This is a genomic window from Streptomyces sp. NBC_00873, from assembly GCF_045207415.1.
In the GTDB taxonomy this organism is placed as follows: Bacteria; Actinomycetota; Actinomycetes; order Streptomycetales; family Streptomycetaceae; genus Streptomyces.
Genome location: NZ_CP108803.1, coordinates 8,111,189 through 8,130,256 on the forward strand (window position 1 = coordinate 8,111,189; position 19,068 = coordinate 8,130,256).

The window sequence follows — 19,068 nt, forward strand, 5'->3', positions numbered from 1 at the left end:
TCCGTCGGACTCTTCTACGGTCTCTCGACGACCAATTTGGTCGACTTGATCACGGCAAGCGCCGGAACACCGGGTTCCGGCGTCAGTTCATCAGCCGAGTCCCGGCTGATGATGGACACCGCCCGGAACGGCCCGGCCTGGATCTCCACCCGCGCCGACACATCTCCGAGGATCACGTCGGTGACGAACCCGGCGAGGTGGTTGCGCGCCGAGGATCCGTTGTTCGTCCGCTCGGCGCAATGCAACTCCCGGGCGAAGGAAGCCGGTTCCGGCCCGGGGATCATCCGCCGGCCCAGCTGGTCACGCTCGGCCTGCAGTGTCCCGCCATCGACCCTGCGCCGCAGCGTGTCGGCGCTGACATCAAGGCGGCTGCTTCCCCGATCCGGTAGGTGTGCATGTGCAGATCATACTGCCGCAGATACGAGGTGGAAGTCTTCTGTGGCATCGCATGAGCTGGACTGTCTATCGGTGATAGTGGGCATGTGCGTTTATACGGGACTGCTGCCCGGGTATCGACATCCGGGAGGTGGTAACCGTGAGTCATTCCCTTCCGGCCGCCGATCCGGTGGCCGAGGTCGCCCTGACCGGCGACCTCGCGCGGCCTGCCCGGCTGAGGGTGCCCGACCTGCTCGCCTGGCCCCAGCACCGGGTGCAGGTGAGCTTTGAGTGCGCCACCAGCGGAATCCAGCACCATCGCTTCGCAGGACCGCTGCTGCACGATGTCCTGTCCGACGCCGGCCCCGCCTTCGACCCCACCCGGCGCAAGGACCGCCTGCGCTTCCTGATCGCCGTGATGGGCGCGGACGGCCACCACGCCGTCCTGTCCTGGGCGGAGATCGACCCCGACTTCGGCCGTGCGTCCGTCCTGCTTGCGGCCGCCATCGACGACACCCCGCTCGACGGGGCCGGCCCCCAGCTCGTGCTGCCGCAGGACCGCTGCGGCGCCCGGCACATCAGCGGCATCAGCGCGATACGCGTGGACGGCGGGTACACGGCGTGGACGTGACACCGGCGAGACGAACCCGGTGGGGGGCTCCGGCAGTTCTATGAGGGGCTGCTCGTCCTCGGCTGATGCACAGCCGCCGCGCCCGCCGCATCCAGGGCCGGCCACGCCCGGTCGCGGGTCGGCCCAAGCTCCGTGAAGCGCACGCCGGTGGCGTCCCGCAGGGCGTTCGCGAAGGCCGTGCGCCGGATCTGAACGGAGCGTTGGCCGAGGCCCGTTACGCCCTGGCGTCGGTCCGGACCACCGTGCCCTGCAACGGAGTTGAGGAGACGCGACATGGCCATTGTGCTCTCCGTGCCGTACGACGACGGCGGGGCATCGACCGGTGTGGGGGCGCACTCCTCGGTGAAGGCGCGACCCACGGCCGCCGCCCGTGCGTGTCCGCTCAGGTGCGGTCGATGTGCACGCTGGTCGACTTCACGCGGGCGGTGGCTTCCACGCCGACCTCCAGGCCCAGCTCCTCCACGGCCTCCCGGGTCAGCAGCGAGACCAGCCGGTGCGGCCCGGCCTGGATCTCCACCTGGGCCGCGACGTCGCCGAGCTTGACGGCGGTGACGATGCCCGGAAACGAGTTGCGGACAGAGGTGTATGAGACGTCCTCCTCGCCACCACCCGTCCTGGCGACCTCGATCGAGAAGGCGGCCAGATCCCTGCCGTCGATGAGCCGGCGTCCGCTCTTGTCGCGATGCGTGGCCACCCGGCCGGCATCCGCCCAACGCCGCGCGGTATCCGGGCTCACGCCCAACAGACGGGCCGCCTGCCCGATTGTGTAGGATTGCATACACGCCAAGATAGATACATATTCCTAGCATATGCAAGCTCTTGCCCGTGATGGCGTTGGCATACGCCGCACCGCTTGAGTGGGCTGCGGTGTCCGGCCCCGGCGGGGCCGTCGGCTCAGCGGGCCGTGGACGAGGGGTTGAACAGCCGCTGTTCGACGTGGAGGAGTGCGGCGCGTACGGCGCCGAGGGCGACGGACTCCTCGCCGAGCGCCGAGGCTTCGACGCGAGGCGGGAACAGGCACAGGTCTGCCAGGTGGCGCCGTACGGGGGCGGTGATGGCCTCGTCGGCGCGGGAGATACCGCCGCCGACGACGACCAGGGCAGGGTCGATGGTCATGGACATGGCCGCTACGCCGGTCGCCAGGTCGAAGGCGAAGCGGTCGACGAGTTCGGCCGCGGCGTGAATGCCGTCGCCGGCGTCGGTGAAGATGCGCATGGTGACGTCGCCCGCGGTGCTGGTGGGGGAGTAGTCCATCAGGCGGCGGTAGGAGCTCTCCCAGTCCAGGAGCTTGAGCGTACCGATCTCGCCGGCGGCGCCGTGATGGCCCCGGTAGGGCTTGCCGTCGATGAGCACACCGGCGCCGAGCCGGTGGCCGGCGTGGATGTAGACGACCGCCGCGATGCCTTTGGCGACGCCCTGCCACTGCTCGGCGAGGGCAGCCATGCTCATGTCGTTCTCGACGCGTACCGGGCCGTCGGTCTTCACTCCGACGTCTTCCAGCATGCGGGCGAGCTCGGCAGACAGGTGGACGCCTGTCCAGCCGGGCATGACGTTGCACAGCAGGACCCTTCCCTCGGCGTCGATGACGCCGGGGGAGCCCGCGACGACTGCGAGCAGACCCGGTTCCCCGGGTGTTGGGTCGGCGGCCAGACACGCCAGGACTGCCTGGCGGATGGCTGCCAGGCGATCCGGCGGGGCCAGATCGGGGTCGAGCTGGACGCGATGTTCCGAGGTGACATGTCCCGCCAGGTCCGCCGTCATCGCCAGGGCCTTGTGGGCACCGATGTCCACGCCCAGTACGCGGCCGGCGGCGGCGTTGAACGCATAGCGTTTGGCGGGACGGCCGGGTGCGCGGTTGGCCGGGTCCGACGGCGGGGCTTCGGCGATCCTGCCCTGCACCAGAAGGTCGTTGACGCCTTCCTCGCAGGTCGGCCGGGACAGTCTGGTGGCGGTGGCGATCTCGGTGACCGTCTGGGAGCCGTCCTCGTAGAGCGCGCGCAGCATCGCCGCCAGGTTGATCCGCCGCAGCGTGGACGGGTCACCGCCCCGTATGCGCATCCTGGCTCCTCCCATGTCCACCGGAAGACTACCGTCCGGAACCCTTGACAACCCCGTCGTGGGCGGCTTTGAATCCTCCCGTCGCAAATATTAAACAAATCTTGCTATCTATTCAAATCGACTGTCATGGGGAAAGGAGCGGCAAGATGCGCAAGCTGATGACCCTCGCGGGCATAGGCGCGGCGGCGATGCTGACACTGACGGGCTGTGCTGCGGGCGCGAGCGGAGGATCGGCCAAGGACTCCGGCGGTGGGAGCGCGACGCTGACGTTCCTGACGTTCGAGACGCCGAACCTGACCGCGAAGTACTGGGACGACGCGATCGCCCGCGCCTCGGCGAAGGTCCCGGGCGTCAAGATCAAGAAACTGGTGGCCCCCACCGTGGACCGGGTCGCCTACGCCAAGCAGCTCGCCGCGTCCGGCCAGCTGCCGGACATCATGATCGGAGTGTCGCCCAACGGCTTCGCCCAGGCCGGGCAGCTGGCGCCGTGGACGGATCAGGAGCTCTCCGACTTCGTCTCACCGCACTCGAACCCGATCAACGGCAAGATCTACCAGCTGCCGTACAACACGCAGCCCACGCCGTTCGTGTACTACAACAAGAAGGACTTCGCCGACGCCGGGATCGCCGCGCCGCCGAAGACCTACCAGGAGCTGCTCGACGACTGCGCGAAACTCAAGGCCAAACACATCAATCCGCTGATCGTCGGCGGCGGTGGGCAGGACACCTGGGCGGACATGTATCCGCTGATCGCCACGGTGGGCACCGACGTCTACCGGCAGACGCCGGACTGGCTGGCGCAGAAGGCAGCGGCCAAGGTCAAGTTCACCGACCCGGTGTTCGCCAAGGCGGCGCAGAAGGTGTCCCGACTGGCAAAGGACGGCTACATCGACACCGCCGGCCTGTCCCGCTCCTACGCCGACAGCGAGCAGGCGTTCCGCGACAACAAGGGCGCGATGTACCCGATGGGCTCGTGGTTCGCCGCCTCGGCGGACGCCAAGCCGACGTCCTTCCCCGTCGGTGTGTTCCCCTGGCCCTCCGACGACGGGTCGCTGGTTGTGCCGGCCTACACCGGCGGTGGCATGAGCGTGTCCTCGCATGCTGCAAACGTGGAGCTGGCCAAGAAGTGGGCGTTGGCCTTCATGCTGGACAAGCAGTCCCTTGACACCTCGGCGAAAACCGACGGCTCGATCATCGCACTGAAGGACTACACCCCGCCGGCTGACATGGGCCCGGTCTACACGGCGACGGAGAAGCTGTACCGGGAAGCGGTCCAGCAGAAGGCGATCGTCGACGCCTTCTCGATCGAGACCGGCGACGGTTCCATGCCGGCCGGACTGCCGAACAAGGCCGCTGCCGGTGTCGCCGATCTGATCAACGGCAAGAAGTCCGCCGCCGGCCTCGGCAAGTTCCTCGACGACCAGTGGGCCAAGGCCACCCAGTAGCTTTCGCCGTCCACGAGCCCTGGCAGAACACCCGCCATCGGCCAGCCCACGGAAGAGACGAAAACCATGTCTACGACACTTGCACGCTCCCCGGTCCGCGGGGCCGCGGGCCGGGGAGCGGCGCCGGGTCACCGCCGCCGCGCCTCACGGCTGCCCAAGTCCCTGCACTTTCTGACGTTCGGCGCCCCGGGCCTGGCCGTCTACCTGGCCTTCGTGCTGGTGCCCATCGGGATGACGATCGGAACCAGCCTGACCAACCGCAACCCGGCGAACCCGCCGACCAAGTGGGTCGGACTGCAGAACTACACGCGGCTGTTCAGCGACGCCGACTTCACCGGAGCGCTGAAGAACACCCTCGTCATCACCGCTATCGTCACCATCGCCGCGAACGCCGGCGGACTGCTCATCGCCCTGCTCCTGGACAAGCGCGGCCGACTGTACAACGCGCTGCGCTCGGTCTTCTTCACCCCGGTCGTCCTGTCGTCGGTGGTCGTGTCGGTCATCTGGCAGGCGATCCTCACCGATGACGGACTGCTGAACTCCATGCTGCGCTCCGCCGGCGTGCACCACCCGCCGGGCTGGCTGTCGGATCCCGAGATCGCCCTGTACTCCGTGGCGTTCATCATGACCTGGCAGATGCTCGGGTTCTGCGTGGTGGTCTATCTCGCCGGCTTGCAGGGTGTACCGGCAGAACTGCACGAAGCCGCCGCCATCGACGGCGCCGGCCGCCTGGCCCGCTTCCGAAACGTCACCTGGCCGATGCTCGCCCCGGCGCTGACGATCAACACCGTCATGCTGCTGATCACCGGCTTCAAGGCCTACGACCAGATCCAGGTGCTCACCAACGGCGGGCCTGGCAACGGCACCACCTCGACAGTTGCCTTCGAGGTCGTGCAGACCACGTTCACCGGGAACCACATCGGCTACGGCGCCGCGATGGCCGCCCTGATGCTGCTGATCATCGCCGTCCTGTCCACCATCGTGCTGCGCGTCCTGCAGCGGCGGGAGGTGTCGCTGTGAACACCGACAGGAGCTCCTCGTTCCGGCCGCTGGCCGCGCTGCTGGTCACGGCCACCTTCGCCCTGCCGCTCTACCTGGTACTGACCAATGCCTTCAAACCCGGCGCCGACATCACCCCGCATCCGGCGAGCCTGCCCATCCCCCCGACCCTGCACTCCATACGCCAGGTACTCTCCCGCCCCGACCACCTGTTCTGGTACGGACTGATCAACAGCGTGGAAGTCACCGCGATTTCCATCACCATCCTCACCATCGTCTCGGCGATGCTCGGCCACTACCTGGCGCGTTCCACCAGCGGATGGGCCAAGGCCGCACTCGCAGTCCTGCTGTGCGGGCTGATGATCCCACCGGCGGTCATCCTGGAACCGGTCACTGAGGTACTGCACTCGCTCGGTCTGATGACCACCGTGCCCGGCATGGTCCTGGTCAACGTCGGTTACTACGTGCCGTTCGGCGTCTTCGTCTTCATGGGCTTCGTCAAGACCATCCCCCTGGAGCTGGAGGAGGCCGCGGCCCTGGATGGCGCTGGACGCTTCCGCATCTTCTGGCAAGTCGTCTTCCCACTGCTGCGCCCCGCTTCGGCCTCCGTGCTGATCTTCCTGGGCGTATGGATCTGGAACGACTTTCTTAATCCGCTGATCATCCTGGGGCCGGCCAACGGCACCACCGTCACCGTCGGCATCTACCGGGCCATCGGCGAGCACCAGTCCGACTTCGGCGCCGTCTTCGCCCTGATGTTCCTGGCCAGCCTGCCCGTCCTGATCTTCTACCTGGCGTTCCAGCGCCACTTCGTCAAGGGCCTGACCGGTGGCGCCATCAAGGGCTGAGTCCGATTCGCCCGCCGCCGACCGTCCTCTCCCACATCAGTGCCGCGGGGGCCCACTTCTGCCGTGCCCCCCACCGCTTTGGAGTATCCACTCATGATCGAGCTCACTGACTTCGTCAGCGGTGACCTGGCCGCGCCACTCGGCCGGCCGCTGACCATCGCCGTGCTCGGCGCCGGCGCACGTGGCGCCGCTTACGCCGAACTAGCGGCCAGGCGCCCGGGCGAGGCGAAGATCGTCGCGGTCGCCGAGCCCGCGGAGCACATCCGCGCCGCCATCGCCGCCAGGCACGGCATCGAGGCTGATCTGTGCTTCGACGACTGGCGCGCCCTGCTGCACCGGCCGCGCCTGGCCGATGTCGCGATCGTCGCGTTCCAGGATGCCGAGCACAAGGACGCCGCCGTAGCGCTGGCCGACCTCGGCTACCAGCTACTGCTGGAAAAGCCCATGGCCACCACCGAGGACGACTGCGAGCAGATCGCCGAGGCCGCACGCCGCAACGGCACGGCACTGGCCGTCTCCCATGTCATGCGCTACACCCCCTATACCGTCGCCCTCAAGAAGCTGCTCTCCGAGGGCGTGCTCGGGGACATCGTCTCGATGGAGCATCTGGAGCCCGTCGGTTACTACCACTTCGCGCACTCCTTCGTCCGCGGCAGCTGGCGGCGCGAGGACACATCGACGTTCCTGCTGATGTCCAAGTCCTGCCACGACATCGACTGGATGACGTACATCGTCGGCCGACCGGTGAAGCAGGTCTCCTCCTTCGGCTCCCTGTCCCACTTCCGCCCCGAATCGGCACCCGAAGGCTCCACCGACCGCTGCCTCACCTGCCCGGTGGAACCCACGTGCGCCTACTCGGCCAAGCGCCTTTATCTGGACGGACTGCGCAACGGGGGAACCAAGCAGTACTTCACGAAGATCATGAGCGAGGGTGAGCTGACCGAAGAGAAGGTGGCCGCCGCGCTGGCCGAGGGCCCCTACGGGCGCTGCGTGTACCGCAGCGACAACGACGTCGTCGACCACCAGGTGGTGTCCCTGGAGTTCGACGGCGGCACCACCGCCTCCTTCACCCTGACCGCGTTCACGCCGCTGGAGAACCGCCGCACCAAGATCTTCGGCACTCGCGGCCAGCTGACCGGCGACGGCCGCCATATCGAGGTCTATGACTTCCTCACCGAACGCACCACCGTCATCGACACCTCCCGAGACGGTTCCTCGGCCGCCGAAGGCCACGCCGGCGGCGACGAAGCCCTGTTCAACGACTTCATCGACGCATTGCACGGCGGCCGGCCAGAACTCATCGTCTCCGGGATCGAAGCCAGCCTGGACAGCCACCGCATCGTCTTCGCCGCCGAACGCGCGCGGCGCACCGGACGGGTTGTACAGCTCTGATCCGCACCACTGCATCGCCAGGAGAAAACGTATGGCGACCCGACGGTCAGCCGCGGGCGGCGAGCACTACGCCGTGAGCACCACGACATTCACACGCGCGCGTGGTCCCCCCCAGCCACCAGGTAACGAGGCGGCCATGGTGTCCCGGGCAACGCCCATGCCTTCGGCCCTCGTCCCCATGCTGCACCGCGTCATCGACGAACTCGCACACTACGCAACCGAGTCAACGCACGTTTTCCGCCAAGAGACTTTCGCATCCCACGTCCTCGGCGGACGAATGTCCCGGACACGCACAGGCGAATGGCGAATCAGGAGCAGATCATGAGACACGCACACACATGGAGCGTGGCCGTCGGGGCCGGCGCTCTGACGCTGAGCATCGGCATGGCGACGACCGCGCCGGCGGACGCCGCGAACGGTGCTGAAACGACGTTCCACGGGACGGCGGCCCACACCAAGGCCGCGATACAGCTCTCGGCCGGGTACCTGGTCATCGGCCTGGACTCCACCGGCACCGTGATCAGCCTCAAGGACTCCCGGACCGGAACCGACTACCTGGCACCGGGGAAGTCCGCCTCACTGGTCAGTCTTGTCATCAACGGCCGGCAGGAACGCCCGACCAAGGTCACCCGCTCCGGCAGTCTCCTGACCTTCACCAACAAGGAGGCCGGATTCAGTGTCGTAGTGAAAGCGGAGAACCGGGCCGGCTACAGCACACTCGAAGCGGTGGAGGTCGAAGGCCCCGCCGGAGCGGATGTGCAGACGCTGCTGTGGGGCCCGCTGCCCACATCCATCAACCAGACCATCGGTCAAGCGGTCGGCGTGGTCCGCGACAACCAGTTCGCCATCGGGCTGAGGCCGCTGACCGATCGGACCGAAGGCGCCTGGCCGCAGGAGTACCAGGACTTCGGCTGGGAGAAGGATGTCGCGGACAATCCCGATGATCTGCAGGTGGCCCTCCCCCACGGGATCGAGGAGTGGAGCGCCGCGGGCAAGACGCCATGGGGTTCGGTGCTGCGGGCCTTCACCTTCGACTACACGAAGGAACGAGCGCGGCAGCACATCGACGGCTACCGGTTCCCGGTCGGCCCGCTGTCCGGCCGCAGTGGACAGATCACCGGATCCAAGATCGCGCTGTTCGGCGCCTCACCCGAGATGGCTCCGACCGTGCTGTCGAACATCGCGACCGGAGAGCACCTGCCGTACCCGACACAGAACGGGCAATGGCAGAAGACGGCCCAGGCGAGCTCGCAGTCCTTCCTCGTCCTCGGAGACCTCAAGACCAGCAACATCCCGGCGGCGGCCGGCTTCGCGAAGGGGGCAGGGATCGGCTACATCTACTCCCTGCCCAATGCGGTCGGGCCCTGGCAGACGACAGGGCACTACCAGTTCGACTCCAGCCTGGGCGGCAGCGACGCCGGTGCCGCGACAGCGGTGGACATCGCCAAGGCCAACGGCGTCCGGCTCGGAGTGCACACCATCTCGGACTTCATCAGCCTGAACGACGCCTACGTCAAGCCGAAGTGGAGCCCGGATCTCGCGCTCGGCCAGAGCGCGACGTTGACCCGGCCTATGGCCGCGGGTGACACCACCCTCTATCTGTCCAGCTGCGCGCCGCTGGCCTCGGGGCTGCATGGCAGATCCCTGCTGATCGGCAGCGAGATCGTGATCTACGCGGCGTCGAGCCAGGTCGGGAACGAATGCCAGGTCACCGGCGTGGATCGGGGCGGCTGGGGAACTGTCGCGGCCGCCCACGCGAGCGGCGACACCGTCGCCCGCGTGCCGCAGAACCAATACGGTGGTGCGCTCGGCGGACTCGGCATCATCAACGAGATCTCCGACCGCTTTTCCACCATCTGGAACACCACGGGGATCATGTCCAACTCCTACGACGGCCTGGAGTCGGCTTCGGACTCCGGCTGGGGCGCGTACGGCATGGCCAAGTTGGTGAATGACACCTACAAGAAGACCGAGGCGAAGGACGGCTTCATCACCGAGACCAGCCGGATGACCTCCAACACCTGGGACGCGCTCACCAGGTCGAGTTGGGGCGAAGTGGGTTTCACCAGCATGAACCAGGTCTTCGTCAACAACGCCTACTACCGGGCCAACTTCCTCCCGGGCATGCTGGGCTGGATCAGCCTGCACGGCTCGGACACCCAGCTGAGCCTCGAGAACAAGCTGGCGCGGGGCGCGGGCCTGAACGCCGGCGCCGGATTCCAGTCATCGACGGCCAGCCTCACCGCCGGTGGCGACCACGCCAAACTGCTGCTCGACACCATCAAGCAGTGGGAGACGGCGCGCAACATCGGAGCCTTCAGCGAGGCACAGAAGGCCCGTTTCCGTGACCAGTCCACCAACTGGCACCTCACCGTTGTCGAGCCCGGCCAGGAGTGGTCGCTGCAGGAACTCGACTCCAGCGGGAACCCGACTGGCGAGCCCGAGAAGGTCGCGGCACCGACACCCCGGCTCAGCACCGACACGCTGCCGTCGGCAACCGTAAACCGCCTCTACGAAGGGAAGGTGACCACCAACACTCCGGCCACCATCCGGTACAAGGTGACCGCCGGAGCCCTGCCCGACGGCCTCCGGCTGAACCCGGACACAGGGGGCATCGTCGGGACACCGGCTCACGCCACGAAGGCCGACTTCACCATCACGGCCTACAGCACGGACGGTCTCCCCGCCGCCAAGGCACAGTACAAGATCACCGTACGCCCCTGACACCGTCCTTCACACGCAGATGACATCGCGAGGGTGTCCGGGCCGGTCGCCAAGACCGGAGTTGGACGCCCTCGCGATGTTCTGCACCGCCACCCGCGGAATCAGCCGTCCATCGGACGTGCGGCCGGGCGTCACTCGCTGGGTCTGCGGCGCCTGGCGGTCGCCGAGGCCGTCCGCGGCTCCTACGGCCAGGCCCTTGGGGCAATCCGCCGCCGCTGCGGCGACGTGCTGGGCAAACGACAGCTCGCCCGGCTTTTCGTCACGGCTGCCACCGACATCGACGCGTTCTACCGCTCCCGCATCCTCGTTCCCTGCACCCGCGACATGCCGTTGGTCATCCAGGCCGACGGCAAGGGCATCGTCATGCGGCCCGAGGCCCTGCGCGAAGCCACCCGCCGCAAGGCCGAGAAAACCGCAGCCCAGGGCCGCCGCGGACGGCGACACCTACTGCGCCTACCACACCGCACGCGAGCATGAACGGCTCTACACCAGCCCCGACCAGGCCGAATTCAGACTGACCGCCTGATCCGAGATTCACCTCAGAAAAATCGCACCCATACTAGAAAGTATGGATATGTCGAAGGTTTGGCGATCCTCCGTACCGTCTTCCCGTCTTTTCACCAGGTGGCGTACGCGGAGTCGGCGTGAGGCCCGGCGTCCAGGAATCGGGCAGCCGGCCCGGCCCAAGGACGGCCACGAGGCCCCGCATCGGCCGTCGGCACGCCTACCCTCTGTGCTGAGCGTGCACAGCGTCGCGGGCCAAGTCTTCATCCTGCAGGTAACGGTCGTCATGCTGCTCGTCGTCGCTGCTGTGGCGGCCCTCGTACTACAGGCCCGGAGTGCGAGCCTGCAGACGGCCCGTGAACGCTCGCTCGTCGGCGCCGAAGCCTTCGCGCACGCCCCGGGGACGCTGAAAGCCATGAAATCCGCCGACCCCAGTGCCCTACTTCAGCCGCGCGCCGAGGAAGTCCGGAAGCTGGCCAAACTCAACTACATCATCGCCTTCAGTCCGGCGGGCGTCCGTTGGACCCACCCCGACCCGAACCTGATCGGCAAGCGCGTCGTCGGCTCCTACGCCGAAGCGCTCCACGGCAAGGTGCACCAGGGTACCTACAACACGCCCGGGATCGGCCGCGCGGTGTACACGATGGTCCCCGTCTTCGACACCGACGGTAAGGTCGTCGGGCTGGTGTCCGTCGGTATCGCGGTCAAGAGCGTGAACGAGCACGTGGCGGAACAGCTGCCCCTGCTGTTCGGTTCCGCCGCCGGCGGGCTGGTACTGGTCATGGGCGGGTCAGCGTTGGTGAGCCGGCGACTGCGGCGACAGACGCACGGTCTGGATCCGGCCGAGATGACGCGGATGTACGAGCACCACGACGCGGTCCTGCACTCGGTTCGGGAAGGGGTGCTCGTCATCAGTGGCGAGGGGCGGTTGCTGCTGGCCAACGACGAGGCGTGCCGACTGCTGGATCTACCCGAGGACGTGCGTGGCCGGCGGGTCACCGACCTCGGCCTGGCCCCGCATACTGCCACACTGCTGGCTTCGGGCCGAGCGGTCACCGACGAGGTGATCCTGGCGGGTGAGAGGCTGCTGGCGGTCAACCTGCGGCCGACCGCCCCGCACGGGGGGCCGACCGGTGGCGTGGCGACACTGCGGGACACCACTGAGCTACGCGCGGTGGCGGGCCGGGCCGAGGTGGCGCGGGAACGCCTGCAACTGCTCTACGACGCCGGGGTGCGGATCGGTACCACGCTGGATGTGGTGCGTACCGCCGAGGAGCTGGCTGAGGTCGCGGTTCCCGGGTTCGCCGACTTCGTCACCGTCGAGTTGCTGGATGCGGTTCGACGGGGTGAAGAACCGGACGGCGCAAGCCTGACCATGCACCGTACCGCCGTGCGCGGCGTCCGGGACGACCACCCGCTGTACCCGGCGGGTGAGATGATCACGTTCCTGCCGACGATGCCGCAGGCGCAGGGGCTGCAGAGCGGTCATGCCGTATTGGAGCCCGATCTGAGCATGGCGCCGGACTGGCAGGCGCTGGACCCCGAGCGGCAGCAGCGCGTCCTGGACTTCGGTATCCACTCGCTGATCACCGTACCGTTGCAGGCCCGCGACGTGGTGCTGGGGATGGTCGACTTCTGGCGCTCGGAGAAGGAGCCCTTCGCGGAGGAGGATCTGTCCTTCGCCGAGGAGTTGGCCGCCCGTGCGGCGGTCGCGATCGACAACGCCCGCCGCTACACCCGCGAGCACTCCATGGCGGTCACCCTGCAGCGCAGCCTGCTGCCCCACAGCCTGCCCGAGCAGTCGGCCCTGGACGTGGCTCACCGCTACCTGCCCGCTCAGGCCGGGGTGGGCGGGGACTGGTTCGACGTCATCCCGCTGCCCGGCGCCCGCGTCGGCCTGGTCGTCGGCGATGTCGTCGGGCACGGCCTGCATGCGGCTGTCACCATGGGCCGCCTGCGCACCGTCGTCCACAATTTCTGTGCCCTTGATCTGTCCCCTGACGAACTCCTGGGCCACCTGGACGAGTTGGTCGCCCACATCGACCAGAACGAGGCCGCCGAGAGTGAGAGCGAAGGCATCACCGGTGCCACCTGCCTGTTTGCGATCTACGACCCGGTCTCCGGCCGTTGCAGCATCGCCCGGGCCGGCCATCCCGGACCTGCCCTTGTGCACCCCGACGGCACCGTCACCTTCCCCGACGTGCCCGTCTCCCCGCCCCTTGGCCTGGGCGCCGGCCTGCCGATCGAGACCGCCGAACTGAACCTGCCCGAGGGCTCCCGGCTGGCCCTGTACACCGACGGGCTCATCGGAAACCGCGACCGCGACATCGACACCGGCCTCGAACTCCTGAGACAGGCTCTGGCTCACCCCGACCAGACCCCGGAGCAGGCCTGTCAGGCGGTACTTGACGCCCTGCTGCCCGCCCGCCCCAGCGACGACATCGCCCTGCTGGTGGCCCGCACCCGGCTGCTGGACCCGGACCGGGTCGCCGACTGGGACGTGCCCTCCGAACCCGCTGCCGTCGCCCCTCTCCGCGCTGCCTGCGCCCGCCAGCTGGAGTCCTGGGGGCTGGATCAGGTCGCCTTCACCGCCGAGCTCATACTCAGCGAACTGGTCACCAACGCCATCCGCTACGGCACCGAACCCATCCGGCTCCGCCTGCTGTACGACCGTGACAGCCTGATCTGCGAAGTCTCCGACGGCAGCAGCACCTCCCCGCACCTGCGCCGCGCGGCCACCACCGACGAGGGCGGCCGAGGACTGTTCCTTGTCGCCCATTTCGCACGGCGCTGGGGCACCCGGTACACCGCCCGCGGCAAGGTCATCTGGACCGAACAGTCCCTGGACGACGCCGCAGCCGGGCCCGGTGACGCCATGGGCGACATCCTGCTGGATCAGTGGGGCGAGCCAACACTGTGACCGCGGGCGGTCACCTCCGTCGATCGGGGGCAGCGCCCGGGTCCGGGGGAGGGACAGCTCCAGCCAGGCCGCGTTCACCGGGAAGTGGCGGGAGGGGAAGCGGCCGAGGCCGGTGTCCTTGCCGCAGTGGATGTGGTCCTCGACGGTGGCGTGTCCGCGGTGCCGGACCTCCGGATACTGGATGGGTCCGCCGCCCTCGTAGCCGGTGTCGGTGAGGAACATCTGGTGGCGCATGCCTTCGTCCTGGTCGAAGAGGGAGAGCTGGGCGCCGGGATGAGGGCGTTCGCGGCGCACGATCAAGCGGGTGCCGTCCGGGTAGCCGGGAAGATCGACCAGGCCGGTCAGTTCGGCGACCTGTGCCCCCTGGCGAAGGGAGCACCCCGGCGGACCCGGCCATTCCGTGAGGCAGGCCGTGAAGTACGTCACAGTGCCGTACGTGGACCGTGTCTGCCGTCGGGGCTCTGGCGCCGGCAACGCCCCACCCCTGTCAGCTGATCCGAGGATTCCTCGCCGATGGGCCGGGCGCTGCGTCACCCCAGGGCAACTTAGGTCACCCTTCCCCGTTGCTGTGGTCGCCTGGTACATGTGGGATTCCACCAGCGCATCGGAAGTTTCGCCATGAACAAGGAAGATTCCGCCGATCTCATACCCTTCACGATCGATCTGACCTTCGAGGAAGCCCGGCGACGGGCCGAGGTCGTGGCCGCACTCGGGCCCGACTGGGACCCGGTCACCGTTCTCCAAGGCGAGGACGAGGCGTACGCACTCCTCTACTCGGGCCTGGACGCCGAGCAGCAGCGCACCTACGACCTGCTGGTGGCGGCCGGTGTCCTGCCAGGAAGGGGGCCGGGCCGTGAAGCTGCCCATTGACCCACAGGCGGACGTCGCCCGCCGCGCCTGGATGGCCTGCCCCGTCTGTGACGACGCCCGCCATTGTGGGACCTGCGCCGACCGCCGTAACTGCGCTGATCACTGGCGCTATTTGATATCCACCAAGGGGCCGGTCGTTCACCTTCAGTGTCCGCAGTGCACGCACATGTGGTCAGTGAACACGCGGCTTGGCATCACCTGCGGCGACGACAGCGCCCCCGGCTTCTGACCGACGACGGAGGGCAAGGGCGCCCGGTCCACATCCCACGACGATGAGCCGTAGGGCGCACGGGGCGACGCGGTGCCTGGCTCCGGTTCCGTGACAGCGAGGGGAACATGCTGGGCATCGGCGAGCCGGTCGTCTGAGGAGAGCACCCGATCGCCGCCCGCTGCGGCGAACGGGCGACCTGCGGCAGAGCCGGTTCAGCGAGGGGCCGGGCAGGGTGACCGGAACGTCGCCGAGACGGTTGCGGACGGCCTCGTCGGTCTCCTCGATGCGGTCGACCACCGGCCCGGACGCGTCAGGGGCTGTCTGCCAGGTCGTGGCCGGTGATGGCGCGGGCGTAGCACGCAGGGCGGCGATCACCTCGGCGTGGGTGCGGCGGCCGGCGAGCACCTCCATCCGGGAGGCGTGCTCCCTCGCGACGAAACCGGCAGCGAGCATGCGCGGCAGGTCCGGGAGGGCGAAGTGGCCCTGGACCTGCCCCAGAGCCAGGATCGCGGTGCAGACAGCGATCTGGCGCTCCGTCAGTGTGCTGTGGAGCGCGGCTGCCTTCGCGTCGCGTAGTCAGCGGGGCCCGTACGCAACATCAGCCGGGCCGGCGCTTCGTCGGGGCCGCTGGCGACTCCGTTGTTGATGCAGGCCCGTAGCCGGTCGCGAGCGTCGGAGAAGCGGTCCGCAGCCTGTTTGCGCTGCTGACTGTAGCGATCGATGGCTTGGTGGTAGGCCTTGTGGACGAGCCCGTCGAGGTCTCCGTAGTGAGTTCTCCCTGCGCGCGTATGGCCGCGGCCGCGGGACCGGATGCGCCCCCGACAGCATCTCAGCCGCGTGCGGCAGATTGGGAGGGAGGAGTCCCCCTCCCTCGACGGCAGCCGGTGCCCGGGCGAGGCGGATTCGGGCAGGAAAATTTCTCGAACCAAGGCAATCCCGCGAGGGCTCTGGAGCGTATCCCGTCTGGAAGCCTCTTCAGGAGGAAAGCTCATGGCGATCTTCAGTTTCCTCATCCCCGCGAAACACCGTCACGACGAGAGGGACATGACGTCGAGGCACTTCGGCGACCACGGATTCGACGAGCACGGAAGGGGTCAGCGTCGCCACCGTCGTCACTCCCAGCACGGTCACCACTGGTGACTGCACAGGACGACTGAGCGGGCCAGGGCTTCTGGACCGCTCAGCCGACGATCTTGAGGAACGCGTCTATGAGGCGTGTCTCGCTTCATGTTCTGCGGCGGCTGCTGTCGGTGGCCGATGATCCCGACGCGGTCGTCGCCGCCGCGCCGCCGGTCGCCCCGCGTGACGCGTTCCGGCGCTTCTGGCCCTACACACGCGGTGGCCGGCGCTTCCTCATTCCGATACTCGTCTTCAGCATGATCGGACCCGTCGTCGACGCGGCCGAGATCTGGCTCTTCAAGATCGTGGTGGACGACGTTCTCGTTCCGCGCGATCTGCGTCCCTTCCTCTGGATCGCCCTGGCATACACAGGGCTCATCATCGGCTCCGGCGCTCTGGGGTTCGCCGACGATGTGACGTCCACCTGGGTCAGCGAGCGTTTCCTGCTGGCCCTCCGGTCGGATGTGTTCCGGCACGTCCAGGGCCTCTCGCTCGGGTTCTTCGAACGGCGGCGGCTGGGGGACGTGCTGTCGCGTATCACGGGTGATGTCGACGCGGTCGAGACGTTCCTCCTCTCGGGGGTGGCGGACGGCCTCTATTACGTGATCCGGCTGGGTGTCTTCCTGGGGCTGCTGTTCTACCTGCGGTGGGATCTGACCATTCTCGCGCTCGTCATCGTGCCGCTTTTCTGGTGCGCGGCCCGCCGCTTCTCCCGGCTGATCAAGGCCGCATCGCGGGAGCGGCGGCGGCGCAGCGGTTCGATCAGCGCGATCGCCGAGGAGTCGCTCGGCAACATCGCGCTGGTGCAGGCGTACAACCGGCAGGAGACCGAGGAACACCGGTTCGCACGCGAGAGCGTGGGCAAGTTCCGCGCGGCGATGGCCTCGGCGCGCATCCGTGCTGTCTACAGCCCGATCGTCGAGGTCATCGAACTGGCCGGCGCGCTTGCCGTCATGGGCCTGGGCACGTGGAAGCTGGCCCAGGGGCAGTTCACGCTGGGCGGGCTGCTGGTCTTCCTCGCGCTGCTGAGCAGCCTCTACAGTCCGATCCGCGACCTGTCCCACCTCACCAACACGTTCTACGCGGCGTCCGCCTCCGCCGAGCGGATCATCGAGTTGCTCGACCAGTGCCCCCAGGTCGTCGAAGCCGCCGACGCCCGGAGGATCGGGCGGGCCCGGGGCGACGTCGAATTCCGTGGCGTCTCCTTCCGCTATCCGGGTACGTCCCGGTGGGCGCTGTCCGACGTGTCGTTCCAGGTGACGCCCGGCACGACGCTGGCGCTGGTCGGTGCGAGCGGTGCGGGAAAATCCACGGTCGGGAAGCTGCAACTGCGCTTCTACGATCCGGATCAGGGGTCGATCCTCCTCGACGGCACCGACCTCAGGGACCTGCAGTTGTCCGAGTTGCGCGAGAACGTCGCGGTGGTACTGCAGGAGACGCTCGTGTTCCACGGCACCGTACGGGAGAACATTGCCTACGGCCGCCCGGACGCGGCAGAGGCGGACATTGTCGCGGCGGCGCGCGCCGCCGACGCCCATGACTTCATCCAGCTGCTTCCCGAGGGCTACGACACCGTAGTGGGCCAGCGCGGCCGCACGTTGTCCGGCGGGCAGGCCCAGCGCCTCGCGATCGCCCGCGCGATGATCAGGGACGCGCCCGTACTGATCCTGGACGAACCGACCACCGGCCTGGACACCCGGTCGGGCCGCCGGATCATGGAACCGCTGCGCCGGCTCATGGCCGGGCGGACCACCATCGTCATCTCCCACAATCTGATCACCACCCGCGACGCCACCTCCACCGTGGTGTTGGACCATGGCCGGGTCGTCGAGCGCGGCACGCACGAAGAACTGCTCCTGCGCGAAGGGGCCTACGCCCGGCTTCACCGGCTGAACGGAGTGACCGGCCAGGCCCTCTCCGACTCCCCACCCGCTCGGAAGGTTCTCTCATGAGACGTGCGACAGTCCGACCGGGCCCGCCCCTCGCGCCCGGAACGATCCCCGCGCCGGGGTACGAGGTCCTGGCGCACCTGGCCCGGACCGGCTGGCTCGACCTCTACGACGCCTGGAGCGAGGAGCGGGACTGCCGATGCGTCGTGAAGGTCTTGCGCCCCGACCACCGCCACGAGGAGCAGCTGCGTGACCGGCTGCTGCGAGAGGGCCGTTGGCTCCGGACATTCACCCATCCGCACCTGGTCCGCGCTTACGAGACCTTCGAGTCGCCCCAGCCGCTCGTCGTGCTGGAAACGCTGACAGGCGAAACGCTGGCCCACCTCATCGCCCGCCTGCGCCGGCGGCCGGCCGCCGCGGACGTGGCCCTCCTCGGCGTGCACCTGTGTTCCGCGATGCACTACCTCCACGGTCACGGCCTGCTGCACCTGGACCTCAAGCCGTCCAACGTCGTGGTCGACTGCGGGCACGCCAAAGTGCTCGACCTGAGCGTCGCACGACCGCCCGGGAGCGCCCCTCCGGGCGTCGGTACCTTCTGCTACATGGCTCCCGAACAAGCGCGTGGCGGGCCGCTGTCGGCCGCGGCCGATGTCTGGGGCATCGGCATAGCGTTGTACGAAGTCGCCGTAGGCGACGTGCCGTTCGATGTCGGCGTCACCACGGACGGGACCGACGACGGCGACGACACGGGCGGCGAGGACGACTGGTATCCGCAGCTCGAGGAACCTGTTCCGCCCATCCGGTCCCGCCGACGCCTCCCGCGTGGCCTCGCCATGGCCATCGACAGCTGCCTCCGGCACGATCCTGCTGCCAGGCCCACGATTCCCGAACTCGCCGCCGTCCTTGATGCGACTCTGCCTCGGCAGCGACGCCACATTGCTCCGCCGGGGGGCGACTGACACGGCAGACAGCCCCTTACGGCGATCGCCGGGCGGGCGATGTGCGAGGCAGGAAACCGGGACGTCAGAAGTCGACGGGTTCGCGGATGAGCGGGCAGGTCATGCAGTGGCCGCCGCCACGTCC

Annotated in this window: 16 protein-coding genes and 1 pseudogene; 13 read left to right on the forward strand and 4 right to left on the reverse strand. The window is 68.3% G+C overall.

From position 1 onward, the window contains the following. Nucleotides 1-14 precede the first annotated feature (14 nt). Nucleotides 15-284, reverse strand: a complete 270-nt coding sequence (locus OH809_RS37455; protein ID WP_406416809.1) for a molybdopterin-binding protein — start codon at nt 282-284, stop codon at nt 15-17. 251 nt (nt 285-535) lie between these two features. Here OH809_RS37455 and OH809_RS37460 point away from each other — a divergent pair, with 251 nt between their 5' ends. Next, nucleotides 536-1,006, forward strand: a complete 471-nt coding sequence (locus OH809_RS37460) for a molybdopterin-dependent oxidoreductase (RefSeq protein ID WP_406416808.1) — start codon at nt 536-538, stop codon at nt 1,004-1,006. 382 nt (nt 1,007-1,388) lie between these two features. Here OH809_RS37460 and OH809_RS37465 read toward each other — a convergent pair whose 3' ends face one another. Together OH809_RS37465 and OH809_RS37470 are read right to left on the reverse strand one after the other, a co-directional pair. Then, a complete protein-coding gene (locus OH809_RS37465; RefSeq protein WP_406416807.1) occupies nt 1,389-1,784 on the reverse strand; it encodes a molybdopterin-binding protein in 396 nt (131 codons plus the stop codon). A 116-nt stretch (nt 1,785-1,900) separates the two neighbouring features. Then, nucleotides 1,901-3,064, reverse strand: a complete 1,164-nt coding sequence (locus tag OH809_RS37470; protein WP_406416806.1) for an ROK family transcriptional regulator — start codon at nt 3,062-3,064, stop codon at nt 1,901-1,903. Nucleotides 3,065-3,210: 146 nt separating this feature from the next. On the opposite strand from OH809_RS37470, the gene OH809_RS37475 reads away from it, so the two are divergent. From OH809_RS37475 to OH809_RS37505, 7 genes are all read left to right on the forward strand, one after another. Continuing rightward, on the forward strand, nt 3,211-4,509 hold the full coding sequence (locus OH809_RS37475; RefSeq protein ID WP_406416804.1) for an ABC transporter substrate-binding protein: 1,299 nt from the start codon (nt 3,211-3,213) through the stop codon (nt 4,507-4,509). A 66-nt stretch (nt 4,510-4,575) separates the two neighbouring features. Further along, on the forward strand, nt 4,576-5,529 hold the full coding sequence (locus OH809_RS37480; RefSeq protein ID WP_406416803.1) for a carbohydrate ABC transporter permease: 954 nt from the start codon (nt 4,576-4,578) through the stop codon (nt 5,527-5,529). Further along, complete coding sequence (locus OH809_RS37485) at nt 5,526-6,356, forward strand: carbohydrate ABC transporter permease (RefSeq protein WP_406416801.1); 831 nt, start codon at nt 5,526-5,528, stop codon at nt 6,354-6,356. Before OH809_RS37480 ends, OH809_RS37485 begins: the two co-directional genes overlap by 4 nt. 93 nt (nt 6,357-6,449) lie before the next feature. Beyond that, complete coding sequence (locus OH809_RS37490; RefSeq protein ID WP_406416800.1) at nt 6,450-7,748, forward strand: Gfo/Idh/MocA family protein; 1,299 nt, start codon at nt 6,450-6,452, stop codon at nt 7,746-7,748. Between the two features lie 321 nt (nt 7,749-8,069). Further along, on the forward strand, nt 8,070-10,472 hold the full coding sequence (locus OH809_RS37495; RefSeq protein WP_406416799.1) for an Ig domain-containing protein: 2,403 nt from the start codon (nt 8,070-8,072) through the stop codon (nt 10,470-10,472). Between the two features lie 33 nt (nt 10,473-10,505). Continuing rightward, complete coding sequence (locus OH809_RS37500) at nt 10,506-10,949, forward strand: hypothetical protein (protein WP_406416797.1); 444 nt, start codon at nt 10,506-10,508, stop codon at nt 10,947-10,949. A gap of 313 nt (nt 10,950-11,262) precedes the next feature. Beyond that, a complete protein-coding gene (locus OH809_RS37505) occupies nt 11,263-13,896 on the forward strand; it encodes a SpoIIE family protein phosphatase (protein WP_406424757.1) in 2,634 nt (877 codons plus the stop codon). A 48-nt stretch (nt 13,897-13,944) separates the two neighbouring features. Here OH809_RS37505 and OH809_RS37510 read toward each other — a convergent pair. After that, nucleotides 13,945-14,268, reverse strand: a pseudogene (locus tag OH809_RS37510) (IS1380 family transposase); the annotation flags it as partial. A gap of 246 nt (nt 14,269-14,514) precedes the next feature. Between OH809_RS37510 and OH809_RS37515 the strand changes: the two are divergent. The 5 genes from OH809_RS37515 (at nt 14,515) to OH809_RS37535 (ending at nt 18,944) form a co-directional block, all read left to right on the forward strand. After that, nucleotides 14,515-14,766 carry a DUF6400 family protein gene (locus OH809_RS37515; RefSeq protein WP_406416795.1) on the forward strand — a complete coding sequence of 84 codons (252 nt, stop codon included), beginning with the start codon at nt 14,515-14,517 and terminating at the stop codon, nt 14,764-14,766. After that, nucleotides 14,750-14,995: a hypothetical protein gene (locus tag OH809_RS37520; RefSeq protein ID WP_406416794.1), complete on the forward strand. Its 246-nt coding sequence runs from the start codon at nt 14,750-14,752 to the stop codon at nt 14,993-14,995. Before OH809_RS37515 ends, OH809_RS37520 begins: the two co-directional genes overlap by 17 nt. Before the next feature lie 972 nt (nt 14,996-15,967). Continuing rightward, on the forward strand, nt 15,968-16,117 hold the full coding sequence (locus OH809_RS37525; protein ID WP_406416792.1) for a hypothetical protein: 150 nt from the start codon (nt 15,968-15,970) through the stop codon (nt 16,115-16,117). 68 nt (nt 16,118-16,185) lie between these two features. Then, nucleotides 16,186-18,048 (forward strand): ABC transporter ATP-binding protein, encoded by a 1,863-nt coding sequence (locus tag OH809_RS37530; RefSeq protein ID WP_406416790.1) that lies wholly within the window; start codon nt 16,186-16,188, stop codon nt 18,046-18,048. Continuing rightward, nucleotides 18,045-18,944 carry a serine/threonine-protein kinase gene (locus tag OH809_RS37535; protein WP_406416789.1) on the forward strand — a complete coding sequence of 300 codons (900 nt, stop codon included), beginning with the start codon at nt 18,045-18,047 and terminating at the stop codon, nt 18,942-18,944. Before OH809_RS37530 ends, OH809_RS37535 begins: the two co-directional genes overlap by 4 nt. Nucleotides 18,945-19,068: the final 124 nt, after the last annotated feature.

Excerpts from the sequence above, each read along its gene's own strand:
- OH809_RS37455 (WP_406416809.1), bottom strand. The coding sequence starts at position 284 with ATGATCCCCGGGCCGGAACCGGCTTCCTTCGCCCGGGAGTTGCATTGC.
- OH809_RS37465 (WP_406416807.1), bottom strand. The coding sequence starts at position 1,784 with ATGCAATCCTACACAATCGGGCAGGCGGCCCGTCTGTTGGGCGTGAGC.
- OH809_RS37470 (WP_406416806.1), bottom strand. The coding sequence starts at position 3,064 with ATGCGCATACGGGGCGGTGACCCGTCCACGCTGCGGCGGATCAACCTG.
- OH809_RS37475 (WP_406416804.1), top strand. The coding sequence starts at position 3,211 with ATGCGCAAGCTGATGACCCTCGCGGGCATAGGCGCGGCGGCGATGCTG.
- OH809_RS37480 (WP_406416803.1), top strand. The coding sequence starts at position 4,576 with ATGTCTACGACACTTGCACGCTCCCCGGTCCGCGGGGCCGCGGGCCGG.
- OH809_RS37490 (WP_406416800.1), top strand. The coding sequence starts at position 6,450 with ATGATCGAGCTCACTGACTTCGTCAGCGGTGACCTGGCCGCGCCACTC.
- OH809_RS37495 (WP_406416799.1), top strand. The coding sequence starts at position 8,070 with ATGAGACACGCACACACATGGAGCGTGGCCGTCGGGGCCGGCGCTCTG.
- OH809_RS37505 (WP_406424757.1), top strand. The coding sequence starts at position 11,263 with ATGCTGCTCGTCGTCGCTGCTGTGGCGGCCCTCGTACTACAGGCCCGG.
- OH809_RS37515 (WP_406416795.1), top strand. The coding sequence starts at position 14,515 with ATGAACAAGGAAGATTCCGCCGATCTCATACCCTTCACGATCGATCTG.
- OH809_RS37525 (WP_406416792.1), top strand. The coding sequence starts at position 15,968 with ATGGCGATCTTCAGTTTCCTCATCCCCGCGAAACACCGTCACGACGAG.
- OH809_RS37530 (WP_406416790.1), top strand. The coding sequence starts at position 16,186 with ATGAGGCGTGTCTCGCTTCATGTTCTGCGGCGGCTGCTGTCGGTGGCC.
- OH809_RS37535 (WP_406416789.1), top strand. The coding sequence starts at position 18,045 with ATGAGACGTGCGACAGTCCGACCGGGCCCGCCCCTCGCGCCCGGAACG.